The following is a 16,645-nucleotide window of genomic DNA, read 5'->3' as shown; positions in this document are numbered from 1 at the left end:
GCCTAGCGGCAGAAGATGATCATTATCGATCCTGTGGCTCGACCGAAATCGCTGAGCGCACAGGGTGTCAGGCCGCGGACACACTGTCGCGATAGGACCGATCGCAGGCGTCGCGCTGCGGTCCCGAGACGACCTGGTCGCGGCCGGCGTGCTTGGCCACGTAGAGGTTCCGGTCCGCTGAGGACAGCAGGTTGGCCTGGCTCGGTATGAGCACGTCGCCGATGTCCGCGACGCCGATGCTCACGGTGACGGGCAGGCCCTGGGTCAGCTCGGCCCAGTCGTACCCGGAGACCGCCCGCCGGACGCCGTCGAGCTGCCCGGTCGCGTCCGCCGCGCCGAGGCCCGGCAGCACCGCCAGGAACTCCTCGCCGCCCATCCGGGCCACGAAGCCGTCCGCGCACACCGCCGCCAGCTCGGTCTCCAGCAGCTTCGCCACCAGCACCAGCACCTGGTCGCCGACGTCGTGCGAGAGCTGGTCGTTGATCCGCTTGAAGTGGTCCAGGTCGACGATCGCCACGGTCAGCGGGATGCCGGCCTCGATCAGGTCCGGCAGCTGCTCGTCGAGGTAGCGCCGGTTGCGCAGGCCGGTCAGCGGGTCGCGGCGGGCCTGCTCGCGGAACCGCGCGGCCTCCTGCCGGGCCTCGGTCGTCTCGAACATCGCCTGACGGGTGCGGGCCTGTGCCTCCCGCTGCGACGAGTGCAGCGCGTTGTGCGCGGCGAAGAAGTCCTTGTGTACGGCGAACGCCTCCGCGAACTCGCCGCGCGCGGCGTGCAGCTCGGACTGCTCCTGATGCACCCGGACGAGTACGTCGCCGAGACCGCGCTCGACGCAGAGGGCGCGCGAGGCGTCGAGGCTGACCTGCGCGCGGTCGGTCGCCCGCAGGAAGCGCTGCGCACGCGCGAGCGAGAGCATGTACTCCGCTAGCGCGTCGGCGTCCTCGTAGCCGCCGGTGGCGTGGCGCCGGACCGCCTCGCGCAGCGTCTGCTCGGCCGACAGGTAGTCCCCGTTCTCGATCTCGATGGCGCTGATGGTGTCCAGCGTCGCGGGATCGAGCTCGAAGCCGTGGCGCTCGGCGACCTCCTGCAACCGCTCCGCGACCGCCTGGGCCCGGGCGTTCTCGCCGTACGCGTACTCGGTGTACGCGTAGTTGTTGAGCATGCCCATGAGCAGGTTGGGCAGGCCGAACTCGATCGTGAGCTCCTCGGCCTGCGCGTAGCGCTGGCGGGCCGCCTCCATCGAGCCGGAGCGGCCGAGCGCGTCGGCCAGCTTGGCGCGGTGCCACACCTGCATGTGCGGGGTCGCGTTGTCGTCGAGCAGCTCGACGGCGAGCACGGAGTGCTCGAGAGACTGGGCGGCGTCGCCCAGGTGCCGGTGGATGTTGGCCCAGACCAGGTGGGTGCGCGCCTGCATGACGGTGTCGTCGTGCTCGGTGGCCCACTTGTGGATCTGCCAGATCTGGCGGGCCGCGGCGGCGACCTCGCCCTTGCGGTTCAGCATGTTCGCCTGGCAGAGCCGGGCGCGGGTCACGAGCCGCTCGTCGCCGAGCTCGTGTGCCTGTTCCTCGTACGCGATCGAGAGCTCGAGCGAGGCGCCGGCGTCCCAGAGGTAGCGGTCCTCGAGCTCGGTGAGGGCGGCCGACAGCTGGTCGGCGTCGATTACGCGTGGCTCCATCAGCACACCCCTCTCTCGTTGTCACCGCGATCATCGACACAGGGCGCCCATACTTGAGCCCAAATGTTGAATAGCTCTCTGTTTCCAAAGCGTAGCGATGCGTGACCACTGATCCCAGAGTTGCGGACGTGATCCGCCTCGCGCCGCCGCCGGACCCGGCTCATGTACGTCGTACAGTTGTCCAATGGCCAAGCGGAGCGATGCGACCCGGACGCGCCTGAGCCGGGACGCGATCGTCGTCAGCGCGGTGTCCCTTGCCGACGCCGAGGGGCTCGAGGCCGTGACCATCCGCCGGCTGGCCCAGGAGCACGGCGTGACGCCGATGGCCATGTACTGGCACTTCAACGACAAGGACAGCCTGCTCGACGGCCTCGCCGACTACCTGATCGCGGCGGTCGAGCTGCCCGAGCCGGGCGACGGCGGCTGGGACGAGCACCTGCACGACGTCCTGCGCGCGTTCCTGGCGGCGATCCGCCCGCACCCCGCGTTCGCGGGCCTGGCCCTGCGCCGGATCCTCGCGTCCGAGGCCGGCCTGCGGGTCGCCGAGCGGGTGCTGGAGCAGTTGCGGCAGGCGGGCTTCGCGGCCGGCAAGGCGGCGGAGGTCGGCACGTTCCTGATGTGCGGGATCGTCGCGCTCGTCGCGTCCGACCCGACGCCCGGCTCGTGGCCGGCCGGCGAGGACCGGGACCAGCTGATCCGCGACAAGCGGGCGCGGTTGGAGTCGCTGTCGCCGGAGCGCTACCCCAACGTCATCGCGGCCGGGCCGGACCTGGTGGTCTGCCGCGACACCGACGAGTACTTCGCGCTCAATCTCGATCTCCTGGTTCAGGGCGTCCGCGGCATTCGCCGCTGAGCCCAAGCGTTCTTCGTCACACCTTTCGGCACGATGGCCGCTTGACTCTCCTATACGCCGTACATCTACGGTGTACATGTACGCCGCATAGGGCGGCGCGCGTGTGGGAGGTGGGACTGGTGCAACGCAATCCCTGGTCGACCCTGGCCGTGCTGGCGCTGGCCCAGTTCATGGTCGTGCTCGACGTGACGATCGTGAACGTGGCGCTGCCCGACATCCAGCAGGACCTCGGCTTCTCGGCGTCCGGGCTGCCATGGGTCGTCAGCGCGTACACGCTGCTCTTCGGTGGTTTTCTGCTCCTCGGCGGCCGGGCCGCCGACCTGCTCGGGCGCCGCCGGCTCTTCGTCGTCGGCCTGCTGATCTTCGGGGTGACCTCGCTGAGCGCCGGCCTGGCGCAGAACCCCGAGCAGCTGGTCGTGCTGCGCGCGGTGCAGGGCCTCGGCGGCGCGCTGCTGTCGCCGGCCGCGTTCGCGATCCTCACCGTGACCTACGCGAAGGGCCGCGAGCGCAACATCGCGATGGGCGTCTGGGGCGGCCTCGCCGGCCTCGGCGGCACGCTCGGCGTGATCGCCGGCGGCCTGCTGGTCGACTCGCTCGGCTGGCGGTGGATCTTCCTGGTCAACGTCCCGATCGCGGTCGCGCTGGCGGCGGTCGTCCCGCTCTTCGTCCGCGAATCCCGGGCCACCTCGACGGGTACGCGCACCTTCGACCTGGCGGGCGCGCTGCTGAGCACTGCCGGCCTGCTGTCGATCGTGCTCGGCGTGATCCGGGCCGAGTCGCAGGGCTGGACGTCGTTCCAGGTGGTCGCGCTGCTCGCCGGGGGCCTGGCACTGTTGGCCGCCTTCGTCGGCGTCGAGTCGCGCTCGGCGGCCCCGCTGGTGCCGCTCAGCCTGTTCCGCTCGCGGGGGCTGACCACGTCGGTGCTGGCGCTCGCGCTCAACGGCGCGGCGTTCCTCGCGATGTTCTTCCTCACCGCGATCTTCCTGCAGCAGGTCCGCGGCCTGACCGCGCTGGAGACCGGCCTGCAGTTCCTGCCGATGGGCATCGCGGCGATCGCGAGCGCGGTGGTGTCGGCGCAGGCGGTCACCCGCTTCGGAACCCGGCCGGTGCAGTTCGCCGGCGCGGCGCTCAGCGTGGTCGGCCTGCTGCTGCTCTCCGGCGCGGACGCCACCGGCTCGTACGCCGCGACGATCATGCCCGGCCTGATCCTGTTCGGGATCGGCATCATCGCGGTGGGCACGCCGGCGTCGATCGCGGCGGTGGCGGACGTCGACCACGAGCAGGCCGGCGCGGCGTCGGGCGTGGTCAACGCGGGGTATCAGGTCGGCGGCGTGCTGGGCCTTGCGGTGATCACGACGGTGGCGACCTCGCACGTGGAGGGCCTGCTGGCCGCCGGAACCGTTCCGCAGGACGCGCTCGTCGGCGGCTTCGAGCGCGGCCTGCTGATCGCGGCGCTCTTCGCGGCGGTCAACATCGCGATCGCCCTCGGTGCGCCGCGACTGCGGCCGACCGCCGACCAGCTCGCCGAGGCCGCGGTCGCGGCCTGACCCCGCTCACCAGGGCGCGGCGCCGAGAGTGGGGGCTCTCAGCGCCGCGCGGCCGGGTGGAAGATCTCAGCCCTTGAAGGCGGCGAAGATCTTGCTGAACTCGAACGGGGACTGCGCCACGTTCGTGCACTGGAACAGCGCGCCGGTGCAGGCGTTGCGGTCGCGGTTGGTCTCCCAGAAGGAGACGAAGCCGACGTGGTTGGCCGAGGCGAAGGCGACCAGGTCGCGGGCGTCGCTCTGGCCGAAGGTGCCGTTGTCGTCGTTCTTGCCGAGCATCGGCGTGACGCCGACCATCTTGAAGGCCGCCGCGTCGCTGTTGCCGTAGATCGACTTGAGCTGGTCCTTGGTCGACTTGACCGCGCTGATCGCGAGGTCGCCGTAGTCCTGTCCGGCGCGGCCGTAGTCCATCGCCATGATGTTGACCAGGTCGAGGTCGACGCCGGCGCTCTTGGCCGACCGGACCACGGCGAGGCCGTCGCCGGTGAGGCCCTCCGGCAACACCGGCAGGGTCAGCGAGATCTTCAGGCCGGGGTTGGCCTTCTGCAGCGCGGCCAGCGCCGTCGAGCGGCGGGCGATCGAGGCGGGGTCGGCCACGGCCGCGCCCTCGATATCGAGGTCGATGTACTTCAGGTCGTACGCGGAGACGACGGCCTGGTACTCGGCCTGCAGTGCCTTCACGTCGGTGCACGCGGTCGCCAGCTCGACGCCGGTCGCGCCGCCGAACGACACCTTCACGTCGCCGCCGGCCGCCCGCAGGGCCTTGATCTGGTCGCCGAACTGCCCGCCGCGCGGGTCGAACGCGCCGAACCAGCTGGCCTTGCAGCCGGCGCCGGTGACGAACGCGAGCGTGTAGGACTTCACGTTGCCGGCGGCGGCGAGCTGGGCCAGCGTGGTCCCGGAGCCGGAGAGCAGACCCATGTCCACGTACGGGGCCACGAGCACGTTGCCGCCCGAGGCCGGCGGGGCGCTCGTCGTCGGTGCGGTCGGCGGCGTCGTGGTCGGCGTCGTGGCCGGCGGTTTCGTGGTCGGCGCGGTGGTGGGAGGGTTGGTCGTCGGTGCGGTGGTCGGCGCGGTGGTCGGCGCGGCGCCGCCGCAGCTCACGCCGTTGATCGTGCAGCCGGTCGGTGCGCCGCGCCCGGCGACGACGAAGCCGAACTCGGTGCTGGCCCCGGCCGCGATGGTGGCGTTGTAGCCGCGGTTCGCGGCGACCGAGCCGGTGCCCGAGGTGGTGATGTCGGCGTCCCAGAAGCTGCCCAGCTTCGTGCCCGGTGGGAGGGCGAACGTGAGCCGCCAGCCGGACACGGCGGTGCCGCCGGTGTTCTTGATCGTGTAGCGGGCCTGGTAGCCCGAGTCCCACTCGGAGTCCTTACTGAACGTGGCCGTCAGCCCACCGCCGGCCGGGGCGGCGGGTGCCGTCGCCGCGACCGCGGCAACGGCGCCCCCGCCCCCCGCGAGCAGCGCCGCGGTCAGGTATATGGAGAGACGAAGGCGGCTGCGTTTCATGGATGACTCCGATCGAAGGGGTAACCGACGGAGTTGATCCTTACGGTGGGTGCATTAAAGAAAGAGGGGAAAGTTCTTAAGTTTCCCTGAAGCAGAAGGAGGCAGTCATGCGCGGGACGATGGTGGACGTGCGGACCGAGGACGGGGTCGCCGACGCGTACCTCGTGCGACCCGGCGGGGCCGGGCCCTGGCCGGGCGTGCTGTTCTACATGGACGCGTTCGGCCTGCGCCCGCGGCTGTTCGAGATGGCCGGGCGGATCGCCGAGCGGGGCTACGCCGTGCTGGCGCCCAATCTGCTCTACCGCGGCGGCCGCGCGCCCCTCATCGATCTCGCCGGGCTCGGTGACCCCGGGCAGCGCCGCGAGATCATCGGCGCGATGATGCCGCTGATGCGGGAGCTGGACACCGCCGCGATCACCCGGGACACCGGCGCCTACCTGGACTTCCTGGCCGAGCAGGACGGCGTCGCGGCCGGGCCGGTAGCCGTCGTCGGCTACTGCATGGGCGGCACCAACGCGTTCCGGGCCATCGGGGCGTACCCGGAGCGGATCGTGGGGCTGGCCGGCTTCCACGGCGGGCAGCTGGCCACCGAGGAGCCGGACAGCCCGCACCTGAGGGCCGGCCGGATCACCGGCCAGGTGTACTTCGCGCACGCCGACCACGATCACGCGATGCCGCAGGAGCAGATCGACCGGCTCGAGGCCGCCCTGGACGCCGCGGGCGTGCGGTTCCGCTCCGAGATCTACGCCGGGGCCGCGCACGGCTTCACGATGTCGGACGCCGCCGCCTACGACGCCCCCGCGGAGAGCCGGCACTGGGAGAAGCTCTTCGAGCTGCTCGACGAGGTGCTGCCCGTCCGGGATCAGTCCTCGTCCAGCAGCCCGGGGAAGTAGCGGCGCAGCGCCACGACGTCGTACACCTGGCGGATCTCGCTGACGGTGCCGCCGGCGACCGTGACGAACTCGGCCATCCGCACCGTCCCGAAGGGTGCGGCGCAGTCGTAGACCAGGGCGGCGCGGTCGCCGGCGCAGGTCGTCGAGACGACCGTGACGGAGTCGGCGAACGCGGCGATCCGGTGCAGCGTCTGCACCAGCTCCTCGTCGTCGACCGCGGCGTCGAGGTTCCACTCGATCTCCGCGTCCGGGGCGATCATCCGGCGGGCGGCGGACCGGTCGCGGTTGATCCAGGACCGGGCGTAGAACGCGACCAGCTCTGCCGTACCTGACATCGGCGGGCTCCTTTAGAACGCGCCGTACGCGGCGGCGTGCGACCCGAGGGCGGGCATCGGGTCGGGGTGGTCGGCGAGGCCGAGCAGCGCCGCGACGGCCTGCGCCGCGCGGCGGGCGGCGAGGCCGTCGCCGTACGGGTTTCCGCCCGCGGTCATCGCGTCCCGGCGGACCCGGCTGTCGAGCAGCGCGGAGGCCTGCTCGACGAGCAGCTCGGTGGTCTCCCGCGGCACCAGGGCCGGCACGCCGAACGAGGGCGCCTCCTGCTGGATGTCGGCGGAGTCGGTGAGCACGAGATAGGACTCGGAGAGCAGCCGGGACAGGTCCGGGTACGGCAGCGGGCCGGTGATCGTGACCCGGTCCACGCCGCCGAGCCCGGCGTGTACCTGGGCGCGGACGGCCGGGTTGGGGTGTGCCGGCAGGATCACGTCGAGGTCGGCGTACCGCTCGACGAGCCGGCGTACCGCGGCCAGCACGCGGTCCAGCGGGGCGCCCCACGACTCGCGCCGGTGCACGGCCACGACGATCAGCCGGCGGCCCGTCGCGGCTGCCCGCGCGGCGGCGATCTCGGGGTTCTCGAACGGCGGCCGGCGCCGGGCGATCGCGAGGGCCGCGTCGACGACGGTGTTGCCGGTGATCAGCACGTCGCCGGTGGCCACGTCCTCGTCGAGCAGGTTCATCGCGGCGTGCGGCGTCGGCGTGAGGTGCAGGGCGGCGACCTGGGTGATCAGGCGGCGGTCGGCCTCCTCGGGGAACGACGAGCCGAGATCGTCCGAGCGCAGCCCGGCCTCGAGGTGCACGACGGGTATGCGCCGCCAGCACGCGGCGAGCGCGCCGGCCAGGCTGGTCGTGGTGTCGCCCTGCACGAGCGCGGCGGCCGGGGGCCGTTCGGTCCACAGCGCGTCGAGCCGGCGGATCATCTCGGTGCGCAGCTCGGCACGGCTGCCGGCGCCGCGCTCGACGCGCAGCGTGACATCCGGGGCCAGGCCGAAGGCGGCGAACGCCTGGCCGACCATCGCCGGGTACCGGCCGCCGGCGACCACGACGGGCGTGACCAGGCCGGCCTCGCGCATCGCCACCGCGACCGGCGCGAGCCGGACGGCCTGCGGGCGGGTGCCGCAGACCAGGTGCACTTCGGGAGGCGACATCGGGGGGCCTTCTTCCGGGCGGGACGTACAGGACCTTAGTCGCTACTCAGCGTGATGCAAGGTCGGTGGACGCAGCGTTGCCCTGAATTGACCTTTCGGACCATGTCAGACATCTCAGGCGCGGCGTAATTGGCGCAAACCGCCTCGTGACAGTGGATCACGGCGCATTGCGCAGAGTGACAATGAGTGCCCGCGAGTCGGGATTCGGCCGAAAGGGTGACGGATTGTCGTCTCAGCGGGTGCGGTGGACATTGACAGGTGCTGTCATCATCGGTGTCACCGCAAGGGATAAGGTCGCCAGCTCAGGCGACGGATTGCGGTCGCGTTGACATGGGGAAACGGGGCGGATTGATGGGCGGGTTTCTGGATGCTGCGCTCAGTTTTCCCGCAGTCGTCCTCACCCCACTTCTGATCGTCGTCATCGGGTACTGGATCGTGGTCATCGCCGGCGGCGCCGACCCGGAGGGTGACGGCGGGGACGCCGGCTTCCTCAGTGTCCTCGGCCTCGCCGGTGTGCCGGCCTCGATCGTGCTCTCCCTGCTCATCGCCGTCGCCTGGTTCGCCAGCCTGGCCGGCGGCGTACTGCTCGGCGCGGTGCCGGCCGCGCTCGTCCTGGCCGGCTCGCTCGTCCTCGCCTGGGTGCTCGCTCGCCTGGCCGTGCTGCTCCTGCGGCGGTTCATGCCCGCCGGAGCCGAACCCTCCCGCGCCGACTTCGTCGGCCTCACCTGTGTGGTACGCACCGGCCGTGTCACCGCGACGTTCGGGCAGGCCGAGGTGCACTCGCCCGACGGCTCGTCCGCGATCGTGCAGGTCCGCACGCCCGGCGACGACGAGCTGCGCGCGGGATCCGTCGCCCTGATCTTCGACTTCGATGCCGACGGCGAGTTCTTCTGGGTTGTCCCGGCCGACATCGCCACGAGCCCTGACCAGTAACGACAACAAAGGACTCACACATGGACGTGATCTCCACCGGCTTCGGCGTGCTCATCGCCGTCGTACTCCTCGTCGTCCTTGGCGCCGCGTTCTTCTTCGCCCGCATGTTCCGCAAGGTCGAACAGGGCAGGGCACTCATCGTGTCCAAGGTCCGCCGCGTTGACGTGACCTTCACCGGCGCCGTCGTGCTGCCGGTCCTGCACAAGGCCGAGTTCATGGACATCTCGGTGAAGACGATCGAGATCTCGCGTACCGGGCGTGAGGGCCTGATCTGCCGCGACAACATCCGCGCCGACATCCGGATCACGTTCTTCGTCCGGGTCAACAAGACCACCGAGGACGTCATCAAGGTCGCGCAGGCGATCGGCACCACCCGCGCCAGCAGCGAGCAGACGCTGCAGGAGCTGTTCAGCGCCAAGTTCTCCGAGGCACTCAAGACGGTCGGCAAGCAGCTCGACTTCGTGGATCTCTACACCAAGCGCCACGAGTTCCGGGACCAGATCATCGAGGTGATCGGCACCGACCTCAACGGCTACAGCCTCGAGGACGCGGCCATCGACTTCCTCGAGCAGACGCCGATGATCTCGCTCGACCCGAAGAACATCCTGGACGCGCAGGGCATCCGGAAGATCACCGAGCTGACCGCGATCGAGGCGGTCCGCACCAACGACTACCGGCGCAACGAGGAGAAGGAGATCACCCGCCAGAACGTGGACGCCCGCGAGGCGATCCTCGAGCTGGAGCGCCGGCAGGCGGACGCGGAGATCAAGCAGCGCCGCGAGATCGAGACCATCCGGGCCCGGGAGGAGGCGGAGATCGTCCTCGCGCAGGCCGAGGAGCGGCTCCGCGCCGAGGGCGCGAACCTGCGCACCGCCCAGCAGCTCGGCGTGCAGCAGGAGAACAAGAACCGGGAGATCGCGGTCGCCGAGAAGAACCGCGAGCGGGTCATCGCGATCGAGACCGAGCGCATCGAGAAGGACCGGATGCTCGAGGTCATCGGCCGCGAGCGGGAGACCGAGCTCTCCACGATCTCCAAGAACAAGGAGGTCGAGGGCGAGAAGCGGGCGATCGCCGAGGTGATCCGCGAGCGCATCGCGGTCGAGAAGACCGTCGCCGAGCAGGAGGAGAACATCAAGCGCCTCCGGGTCGTCGAGGAGGCCGAGCGCACCCGCCAGGCCGTCATCATCGCGGCCGAGGCCGAGGCGCAGGAGCACCTGGTCAAGGACATCAAGGCGGCCGAGGCCGCGGAGGCCGCGGCCAAGTTCAAGGCCCGCGAGGAGCTGCTGCTGGCCGAGACCCGCCAGCAGACCGCCGAGCTCGACGCCCGCGCCAAGATCCGGCTGGCCGAGGGTACGCAGGCCGAGGCGGCCGCCGCCGGCCTCGCCGACGTCCAGGTCCGCGAGCGCAACGCCGACGTGCTCGAGAAGACCGGCCGCGTCGAGGCCGAGGTGCTCGAGCGGACCGGGCGCGCCGAGGCCGCTGTCGAGCGGGAGAAGGCCCTGGTCGCCGCCGAGGCGATCCGCGAGCGACTGAAGGGCGAGGCCGAGGGCCTCACCGAGAAGGCCGCCGCGATGGGCGCGCTCGACGAGGTCACCCGCGAGCACGAGGAGTACCGGATCCGGCTCGAGATGGAGAAGGAGATCCGGCTGGCCGGCATCAACGTGCACAAGGAGATCGCCGAGTCGCAGGCCATGGTCGTCGCCGCCGGGCTGGAGAAGGCGAACATCGACATCGTCGGCGGTGACTCGGTCTTCTTCGACAAGCTGCTCGGCTCGATCACGATGGGCAAGAGCCTGGACGGCTTCATCGACCACTCGACCGTCGCGCAGGGCCTCGGCGCGCGCTACCTCAACGGCGAGGCGAACATCGCCGACGACCTGGGCCGGCTGCTCGGCTCGGTGTCGACCGGCGACGTCGCGAACCTGACCCTGGCCGCGTTCCTCACCCAGCAGATCAAGGCCGGCGGCAACGACGCGGGCAAGCTGCGTGAGCTGCTCGCGGCGGCCAAGAAGCTGGGCGTCGCGGACACCGAGCTCGCGGCCCTGACCGGCGGGCCGGCCAACGGCACGGTGGTGGCCCAGCGGTGACGGCCGTCCTCGACGCCGGCGCCCTGGACGCCGGCACCTATGAGGTGCTGCGCGGCCGGCTCGGCAGCCAGGCCAAGGAGCTGGCCGAGCGGGCCGAGGAGCTGAACGCCCGCCGGGTGGAGACCTTCGGCGGGCAGCAGATGCGGCTGCTCGGCGCCGAGCGCATCCGCACCGACAACAACTGCGTCCCGCGCGACATCGTGCAGGTCGGCGGCGCGATGCTGTTCGGCTACAACGTCTTCATCGGGCTGAAGACCGAGACGGCGGTCTCGGACGTGTTCGCCGTGCACGGCTTCGGCCGCGACGGCGACGCGTTCCGCTTCGACGCCGGCGCGACGCTGCCCGGGCTGCTCGACGACCCGGCCTTCCAGCGCGACTTCGCGGAGCTGTACCGCTACTACCGCGAGACGCACCTGCTGCAGCTGCGCCGGCTGGAGGGCATGGTCCTGGCCGTCTTCCAGACCGGTGCCCGCGTCGATGACCTGAAGGTGCTGCGCTGGAAGGTCGGCGCCGACGGCGTGTCGTACGTGGACAGCCGCGGCGAACGCGACCACGTCTTCCCGCCGTCGCACGACTTCGAGTGGGTGCTCACCACCCGGGAGCACCACGTGCTGGGCCGGCACCCGCACGTCACCATCGAGGACGAGGTCTTCGTGGAGACGGTGGGGGGAAACCTCACCGTCAAGGTGGAGAACAACACCGAGGACGGCGAGGGCGTCTACTCCGAGCCGGTGGACGAGCCGCTGCAGAGCCTCGCCGACGCGGAGATCGCGTACGCCCGGGTCGGCCCGCTGATCCTGCTGCGGGTGCTGCCGTACAAGGAGACCCGGCAGCGGTACCTGGTCTTCAACACCCGGACCAGGGACGTGCGGCGTCTCGACGGGATCGGGCAGGCCTGCCAGCGGCTGCCCGAGGACCAGGGCGTGATCTTCCCGGGCGGCTACTACCTGGCGACCGGGGTGGCCAAGACGTTCGACGCGGACGTGGCCGATCTCGAGTTCGAGCGGGTCGTGCGCTCGGTCAACGGCGAGGACGTGCTCTACGTCTTCCACGCCCGGGCGGCCGGGCGGTATCTGCTGCTGCCGTACAACGTGATCCGCAAGGAGGTCGCCACGCCGATCGCCTGCCACGGGTACTCGCTCTTCGACGACGGCACGCTGATCGCCTTCCGGCACCTGACGGACGAGCCGTCGCGGGTGCACCCGATGCAGGTGTGGCAGACGCCGTACGTGTCGGACACCTACGCGGCGGCGCAGCCCGTCGGCAGCGGGCCGCTCGACCGGGTCGGCAACGCGGACCTGGTCCGGGGCATCGCCGACGCGCTCTCGGTGGCCCGGATGGTCGACGAGATGACCCCGTCCGCCGCGGTGTTCGAGGCGATCATCGCCGCCTGCACCCGGCTCTTCGACCACTACCACTGGCTCGGCGAGCGTGACCTCGGCGACCTGCGCACCCCGCTGTCCGAGGTGCGCGCGACCGCCGAGCAGGTGCTGGACGAGTACGAGTCCGTGCAGGCGCTGACCGGGCAGGCCACCGCCGCGGTCGACGAGGCCGCCGCGGCGACCGCGTCGCTGATCCGCCGGGCCCGCGGCGAGGTGCCGACCACGACCGACGCCTGGATCGGGCAGCTCGCCACGCTGCGGCAGGCGCAGGGCCGGATCGTGACGCTGCGCGAGCTGCGCTACGTCGACCTGGCCCGGCTCGACGGCCTCGAGCGCGACCTCGCCGCCGAGGTCGAGTCGACCGCCCGGCGGGCCGTCGAGTTCCTGCAGCGCGAGGACGCCTTCGCCAGCTACCAGCAGTCGGTGGAGCAGCTGGTCGCCGACGCGGCCGGTATCGCCACCGTCGCCGAGGCCGCGCCCGTCGCGGAGCGGCTCACCGAGCAGGCCGACGGGCTGCAGATCGTCACCGACGTGGTCGGCGGCCTCGACATCGCGGACGCGACAGTGCGGGTCGCCATCCTGGAGCGGATCGGCGAGGTGCTCGGCGGCGTCAACCGCGCCCGGGCCACCCTGGACTCCCGCCGCCGCGAACTCGCCGCGGTCGAGGGCCGGGCCGCGTTCGCCGCGGAGTTCGCCCTGCTCGGCCAGTCCGTCACCGCCGGGCTCGCCGCCGCGGACACCCCGGAGCACAGCGACGAGCAGGTCGCCAAACTGATGCTCCAAGTCGAGGCGCTGGAGTCGCGGTTCGGCGACTTCGACGACTTCATCGACCAGCTCAGCGCCAAGCGCTCCGAGGTGTACGAGGCGTTCGCGGCCCGCCGGCAGGCGCTGCTCGACGACCGGGCCCGGCGGGCCGACCGGCTGGTCGACTCGGCACAGCGCACGCTCGCCAGCGTGCAGCGCCGGGTCGCCGGGCTGGCCACCCTCGACGAGGTCAACACCTACTTCGCCACCGATCCGATGGTCGGCAAGCTGCGCTCGGTCGCGGGCGAGCTGCGTACCCTCGGCGACACCGTCCGGGCCGAGGAGCTGGACGGGCGCGTCAAGGCGGCCCGGCAGGAGGCCGGCCGGTCCCTGCGCGACCGGCTCGACCTGTACGGCGAGGGCGGCGCCACGATCCGCCTGGGTCGGCACACGTTCGCGGTGAACACCCAGGCCATCGACCTGACGCTGGTGCCGGACGGGCCCGACCTGGCGTTCGCCGTCACCGGCACCGACTACCGCGCCCCGGTGCGGGACGAGTCGTTCGCGGCGACCCGGCCGTTCTGGAGCCAGACCGTCGTCTCCGAGACGCCGTCGGTCTATCGCGGCGAGCACCTCGCCGCGGCGCTGCTCGCCGACGATCCGGCCGGGGTCGCGGCGGCCGCGGCCGGCGGCACGCTGATCGACGTCGTGCGCCGGGCCGCCGAGGCCCGCTACGACGAGGGGTACGAGCGCGGCGTGCACGACGCCGACGCCGCGCTGATCCTGGAGACCCTGGTCCGGCTGAGCGCCGCCGCCGGCCTGCTGCGCTATCCCGGCCCGGTACGCGCCGAGGCGCAGCTGTTCTGGGCCTTCGGCGAGGGCGACAAGACGGCCTGGGCGCGGCGCGCGTCGTCGCTGGTCCGGGCCCGGGAGATGTTCGGCTCGGCCGGCTCCGCGCTGCCCGAGCTGTGCGCGGAGCTCAGCGCGGCCGCGGGCGCGGATCCGCTGGTCGGCGAGTATCTGGTGGAGGAGCTGGCGAGCACGCCGGCCGGGTTCGTCACCGGCACCGGCGCCCGCGCGCTGGTCGAGCGGTTCCACCGCGCTCTGGGCAGCGGACCGGCGGCGGCCGCCCGCGACTACGCCGACGACCTGCGTGCCCTGGCCGGCGACCTCACCGCGCGGCGGCAGCTCGTGACGGCCTGGCTGACCGCGTTCCTGGCCGCGCAGCCCGGTGCCGGTGCGGCTGAGGACCTCGCCGAGGCCGTCGCCCTTGAGCTGACCGGCTCGTCGCTGACCCGGCACGACTCGGCGGCGGCGCTGACCGCGACCGTCGGCGGGCTGCTCGGCGCGCATCCCCGCATCGTCGATCGCGCGATCGAGCTGCGGCTGGACGAGGTGCTGACCCGTACAGGTGCGTTCCGGGCGGCCGCGGTGCCGGCGTACCGGGCGTACCAGAAGCAGCGGACGGCCCTGGCCGCCGCCGAACGCGAGCGGCTGCGGCTGGACGAGTTCAAGCCCGGCGTGATGAGCGCGTTCGTGCGCAACCGGCTGCTGGACGAGGTCTATCTGCCGCTGATCGGCGACAACCTGGCCCGGCAGCTCGGCGCGGCCGGCGACGCCAAGCGCACCGACCAGTCCGGCCTGCTGCTGCTGATCTCGCCGCCCGGCTACGGCAAGACGACGCTGATGGAGTACGTCGCCAACCGCCTCGGCCTGGTCTTCGTCAAGGTCAATGGCCCGGCGCTCGGGCACGACGTCACCTCGCTCGACCCGGCGCAGGCGCCGAACGCGACGGCGCGGCAGGAGATCGAGAAGATCTCGTTCGCGCTGGAGCTGGGCAACAACGTCCTGCTCTATCTCGACGACATCCAGCACACCTCGCCGGAGCTGCTGCAGAAGTTCATCTCGCTCTGCGACGCGCAGCGCCGGATGGAGGGCGTCTGGGAGGGCCGGACCCGCACGTACGACATGCGGGGCAAGCGGTTCGCGGTGTGCATGGCCGGCAACCCGTACACGGAGAGCGGTCAGCGGTTCCGGATCCCGGACATGCTGGCCAACCGGGCCGACGTGTGGAACCTCGGCGACGTGCTCGCGGGCCGCGACGACGTGTTCGAGATGTCGTACCTGGAGAACGCGCTGACGTCGAACACCGTGCTGGCGCCGCTGTCGTCCCGCGACCGGGCCGACCTGCCGCTGCTGGTCCGGCTCGCCGAGGGCGACGAGTCGGTGCGGCCGGACCGGCTCAGCCACCCGTACTCGGCGACGGAGCTGGAGCAGGTGCTGTCGGTGCTGCGCAAGATGCGCCGGGTGCAGCGGATCGTGCTGAACAACAACCGGGCCTACATCGCCTCGGCGGGGCAGGCCGACGCCGGGCGCACCGAGCCGCCGTTCAAGCTGCAGGGCTCGTACCGCAACATGAACAAGCTGGCCGAGCGGATCGTCCCGGTGATGAACGACGCCGAGCTGGAGACGGTCATCGACGACCACTACCGCGGCGAGGCGCAGACGCTGACGACGGGCGCGGAGGCGAACCTGCTGAAGCTGGCCGAGCTGCGCGGGCGGCTCACGCCGGAGCAGGCGGAGCGCTGGGCCGAGGTCAAGGCGGCCTACGTGCGCGACCAGGCGCTGGGCGGCGCGGCCGACGACCCGATGTCCAGGGCGGTCGGCGCGGTGGGGCTGCTCGCCGACCGGGTCGCCGGCGTGGAGAAGGCGATCGGGAAGCTGGGCCCGAAGGGCTGAGCGGCGTTACCGGCGCCGCCTCGTGGCGGCGCCGGTTTCACTCCTGCTTACTGCCGTTTCACTCCTGCGAGCGCAGCAGGGACGGGTTGTCGCGCAGCAGCGCCGCCAGGCGCTTCGCGGCGATCTCCGTCTCCTCGGTGGTGTCGACCTGCAGCGGGATCGGCTCCGGCAGCGGGGCCGGCATGCCACGCTGCTCCGGCACCGGCTGGTGTGCGCCGCGCCGGGCCGCGACCGGCTCCTCCGGCGCGCGGTGCTGCTCCGCGTGGGCGCGGCGGCTCGTCTGCGGCGGGACCGGGGGCGGCGGGGTCGCCGCGAACGGGTGCGGCGCGAACGTATCCTGGGCGCGCGGCCCCGCGGGCTCGGCGTAGCGGTCGTAGCCCTGGTCCACCGGCTGCTCGAACACGTAGCCGTACGGCGGGGTGTAGGGCTCCGGGTCCTCGGGGTCGATGTCGAAGTCCGCGTGCCGCGGCGAGGTCGGTGCCGCCTCGGCGACCCGATCGGCCACCGAGTTGTCCGCGCTGACCTGCACGATGCCGTCCTCGACCGCGAAGTGCAGGAGCACCGGATCACCGGCGCCCTCGACACCCACCGTCACGCCGAGCTCGGGATAGCGGCCGACGACAGCGGCGATCGCCTCGACCAGCTCCGTCACCGACGGCGGGGTGCCGTTGACCTCCCCCGCGGCACGACGACGCAGCTCATCCCGGCGCGCCAGCTTGTCGAGCGCGTCGTCTAATCCGCCTCGCACGTCACCGTCCTCCCGTCACACGCAGTTGCCCGTACTCACTTTGCCCGCTCGACGGGTGGTTTG

Annotated in this window: 11 protein-coding genes; 6 read left to right on the top strand and 5 right to left on the bottom strand. The window is 71.9% G+C overall.

What is annotated here, in order from left to right; all coding sequences use genetic code 11:
• Positions 1-67 precede the first annotated feature (67 nt).
• Positions 68-1,672 (bottom strand): GGDEF domain-containing protein, encoded by a 1,605-nt coding sequence (locus ACIBSW_RS06565; RefSeq protein ID WP_354718521.1) that lies wholly within the window; start codon positions 1,670-1,672, stop codon positions 68-70.
• 184 nt (positions 1,673-1,856) lie between these two features.
• Between ACIBSW_RS06565 and ACIBSW_RS06560 the strand changes: the two genes are divergently transcribed.
• Both ACIBSW_RS06560 and ACIBSW_RS06555 read left to right on the top strand, forming a co-directional pair.
• Entirely contained in the window at positions 1,857-2,525 is a 669-nt protein-coding gene (locus tag ACIBSW_RS06560) for a TetR/AcrR family transcriptional regulator (RefSeq protein ID WP_354718519.1), read from the top strand.
• Between the two features lie 119 nt (positions 2,526-2,644).
• Entirely contained in the window at positions 2,645-4,072 is a 1,428-nt protein-coding gene (locus ACIBSW_RS06555) for a DHA2 family efflux MFS transporter permease subunit (RefSeq protein ID WP_354718517.1), read from the top strand.
• 66 nt (positions 4,073-4,138) lie between these two features.
• On the opposite strand, the gene ACIBSW_RS06550 is transcribed toward ACIBSW_RS06555, so the two are convergent.
• A complete protein-coding gene (locus tag ACIBSW_RS06550) occupies positions 4,139-5,575 on the bottom strand; it encodes a cellulose binding domain-containing protein (protein WP_354718515.1) in 1,437 nt (478 codons plus the stop codon).
• Between the two features lie 107 nt (positions 5,576-5,682).
• On the opposite strand from ACIBSW_RS06550, the gene ACIBSW_RS06545 reads away from it, so the two are divergent.
• Positions 5,683-6,468: a dienelactone hydrolase family protein gene (locus ACIBSW_RS06545; protein ID WP_354718513.1), complete on the top strand. Its 786-nt coding sequence runs from the start codon at positions 5,683-5,685 to the stop codon at positions 6,466-6,468.
• On the opposite strand, the gene ACIBSW_RS06540 is transcribed toward ACIBSW_RS06545, so the two are convergent.
• Positions 6,438-6,803 (bottom strand): hypothetical protein, encoded by a 366-nt coding sequence (locus ACIBSW_RS06540; protein ID WP_354718512.1) that lies wholly within the window; start codon positions 6,801-6,803, stop codon positions 6,438-6,440. The genes ACIBSW_RS06545 and ACIBSW_RS06540 overlap by 31 nt on opposite strands.
• 12 nt (positions 6,804-6,815) lie before the next feature.
• Positions 6,816-7,949, bottom strand: a complete 1,134-nt coding sequence (wecB, locus tag ACIBSW_RS06535) for a non-hydrolyzing UDP-N-acetylglucosamine 2-epimerase (protein WP_354718511.1) — start codon at positions 7,947-7,949, stop codon at positions 6,816-6,818.
• 351 nt (positions 7,950-8,300) lie between these two features.
• Here wecB and ACIBSW_RS06530 point away from each other — a divergent pair, with 351 nt between their 5' ends.
• Genes ACIBSW_RS06530 through ACIBSW_RS06520 form a run of 3 tightly spaced genes read left to right on the top strand, consistent with a single transcriptional unit; the run spans position 8,301 to position 15,834 of the window.
• Positions 8,301-8,882, top strand: coding sequence for a hypothetical protein (locus tag ACIBSW_RS06530; protein ID WP_354718509.1), 582 nt, complete (start codon positions 8,301-8,303; stop codon positions 8,880-8,882).
• 20 nt (positions 8,883-8,902) lie between these two features.
• Positions 8,903-10,969, top strand: coding sequence for a flotillin family protein (locus tag ACIBSW_RS06525; protein WP_354718507.1), 2,067 nt, complete (start codon positions 8,903-8,905; stop codon positions 10,967-10,969).
• Complete coding sequence (locus ACIBSW_RS06520) at positions 10,966-15,834, top strand: DNA repair ATPase (protein WP_354718505.1); 4,869 nt, start codon at positions 10,966-10,968, stop codon at positions 15,832-15,834. Before ACIBSW_RS06525 ends, ACIBSW_RS06520 begins: the two co-directional genes overlap by 4 nt.
• A gap of 58 nt (positions 15,835-15,892) precedes the next feature.
• Here ACIBSW_RS06520 and ACIBSW_RS06515 read toward each other — a convergent pair whose 3' ends face one another.
• Positions 15,893-16,582 (bottom strand): hypothetical protein, encoded by a 690-nt coding sequence (locus ACIBSW_RS06515; RefSeq protein WP_354718504.1) that lies wholly within the window; start codon positions 16,580-16,582, stop codon positions 15,893-15,895.
• Positions 16,583-16,645 lie beyond the last annotated feature (63 nt).

The sequence above is a fragment of the Actinoplanes sp. NPDC049668 genome, from assembly GCF_044465445.1.
GTDB lineage: Bacteria > Actinomycetota > Actinomycetes > Mycobacteriales > Micromonosporaceae > Actinoplanes.
The sequence above is the reverse complement of the archived record's forward strand: the minus strand, read 5'-3'. Positions and strand labels throughout refer to the sequence as shown.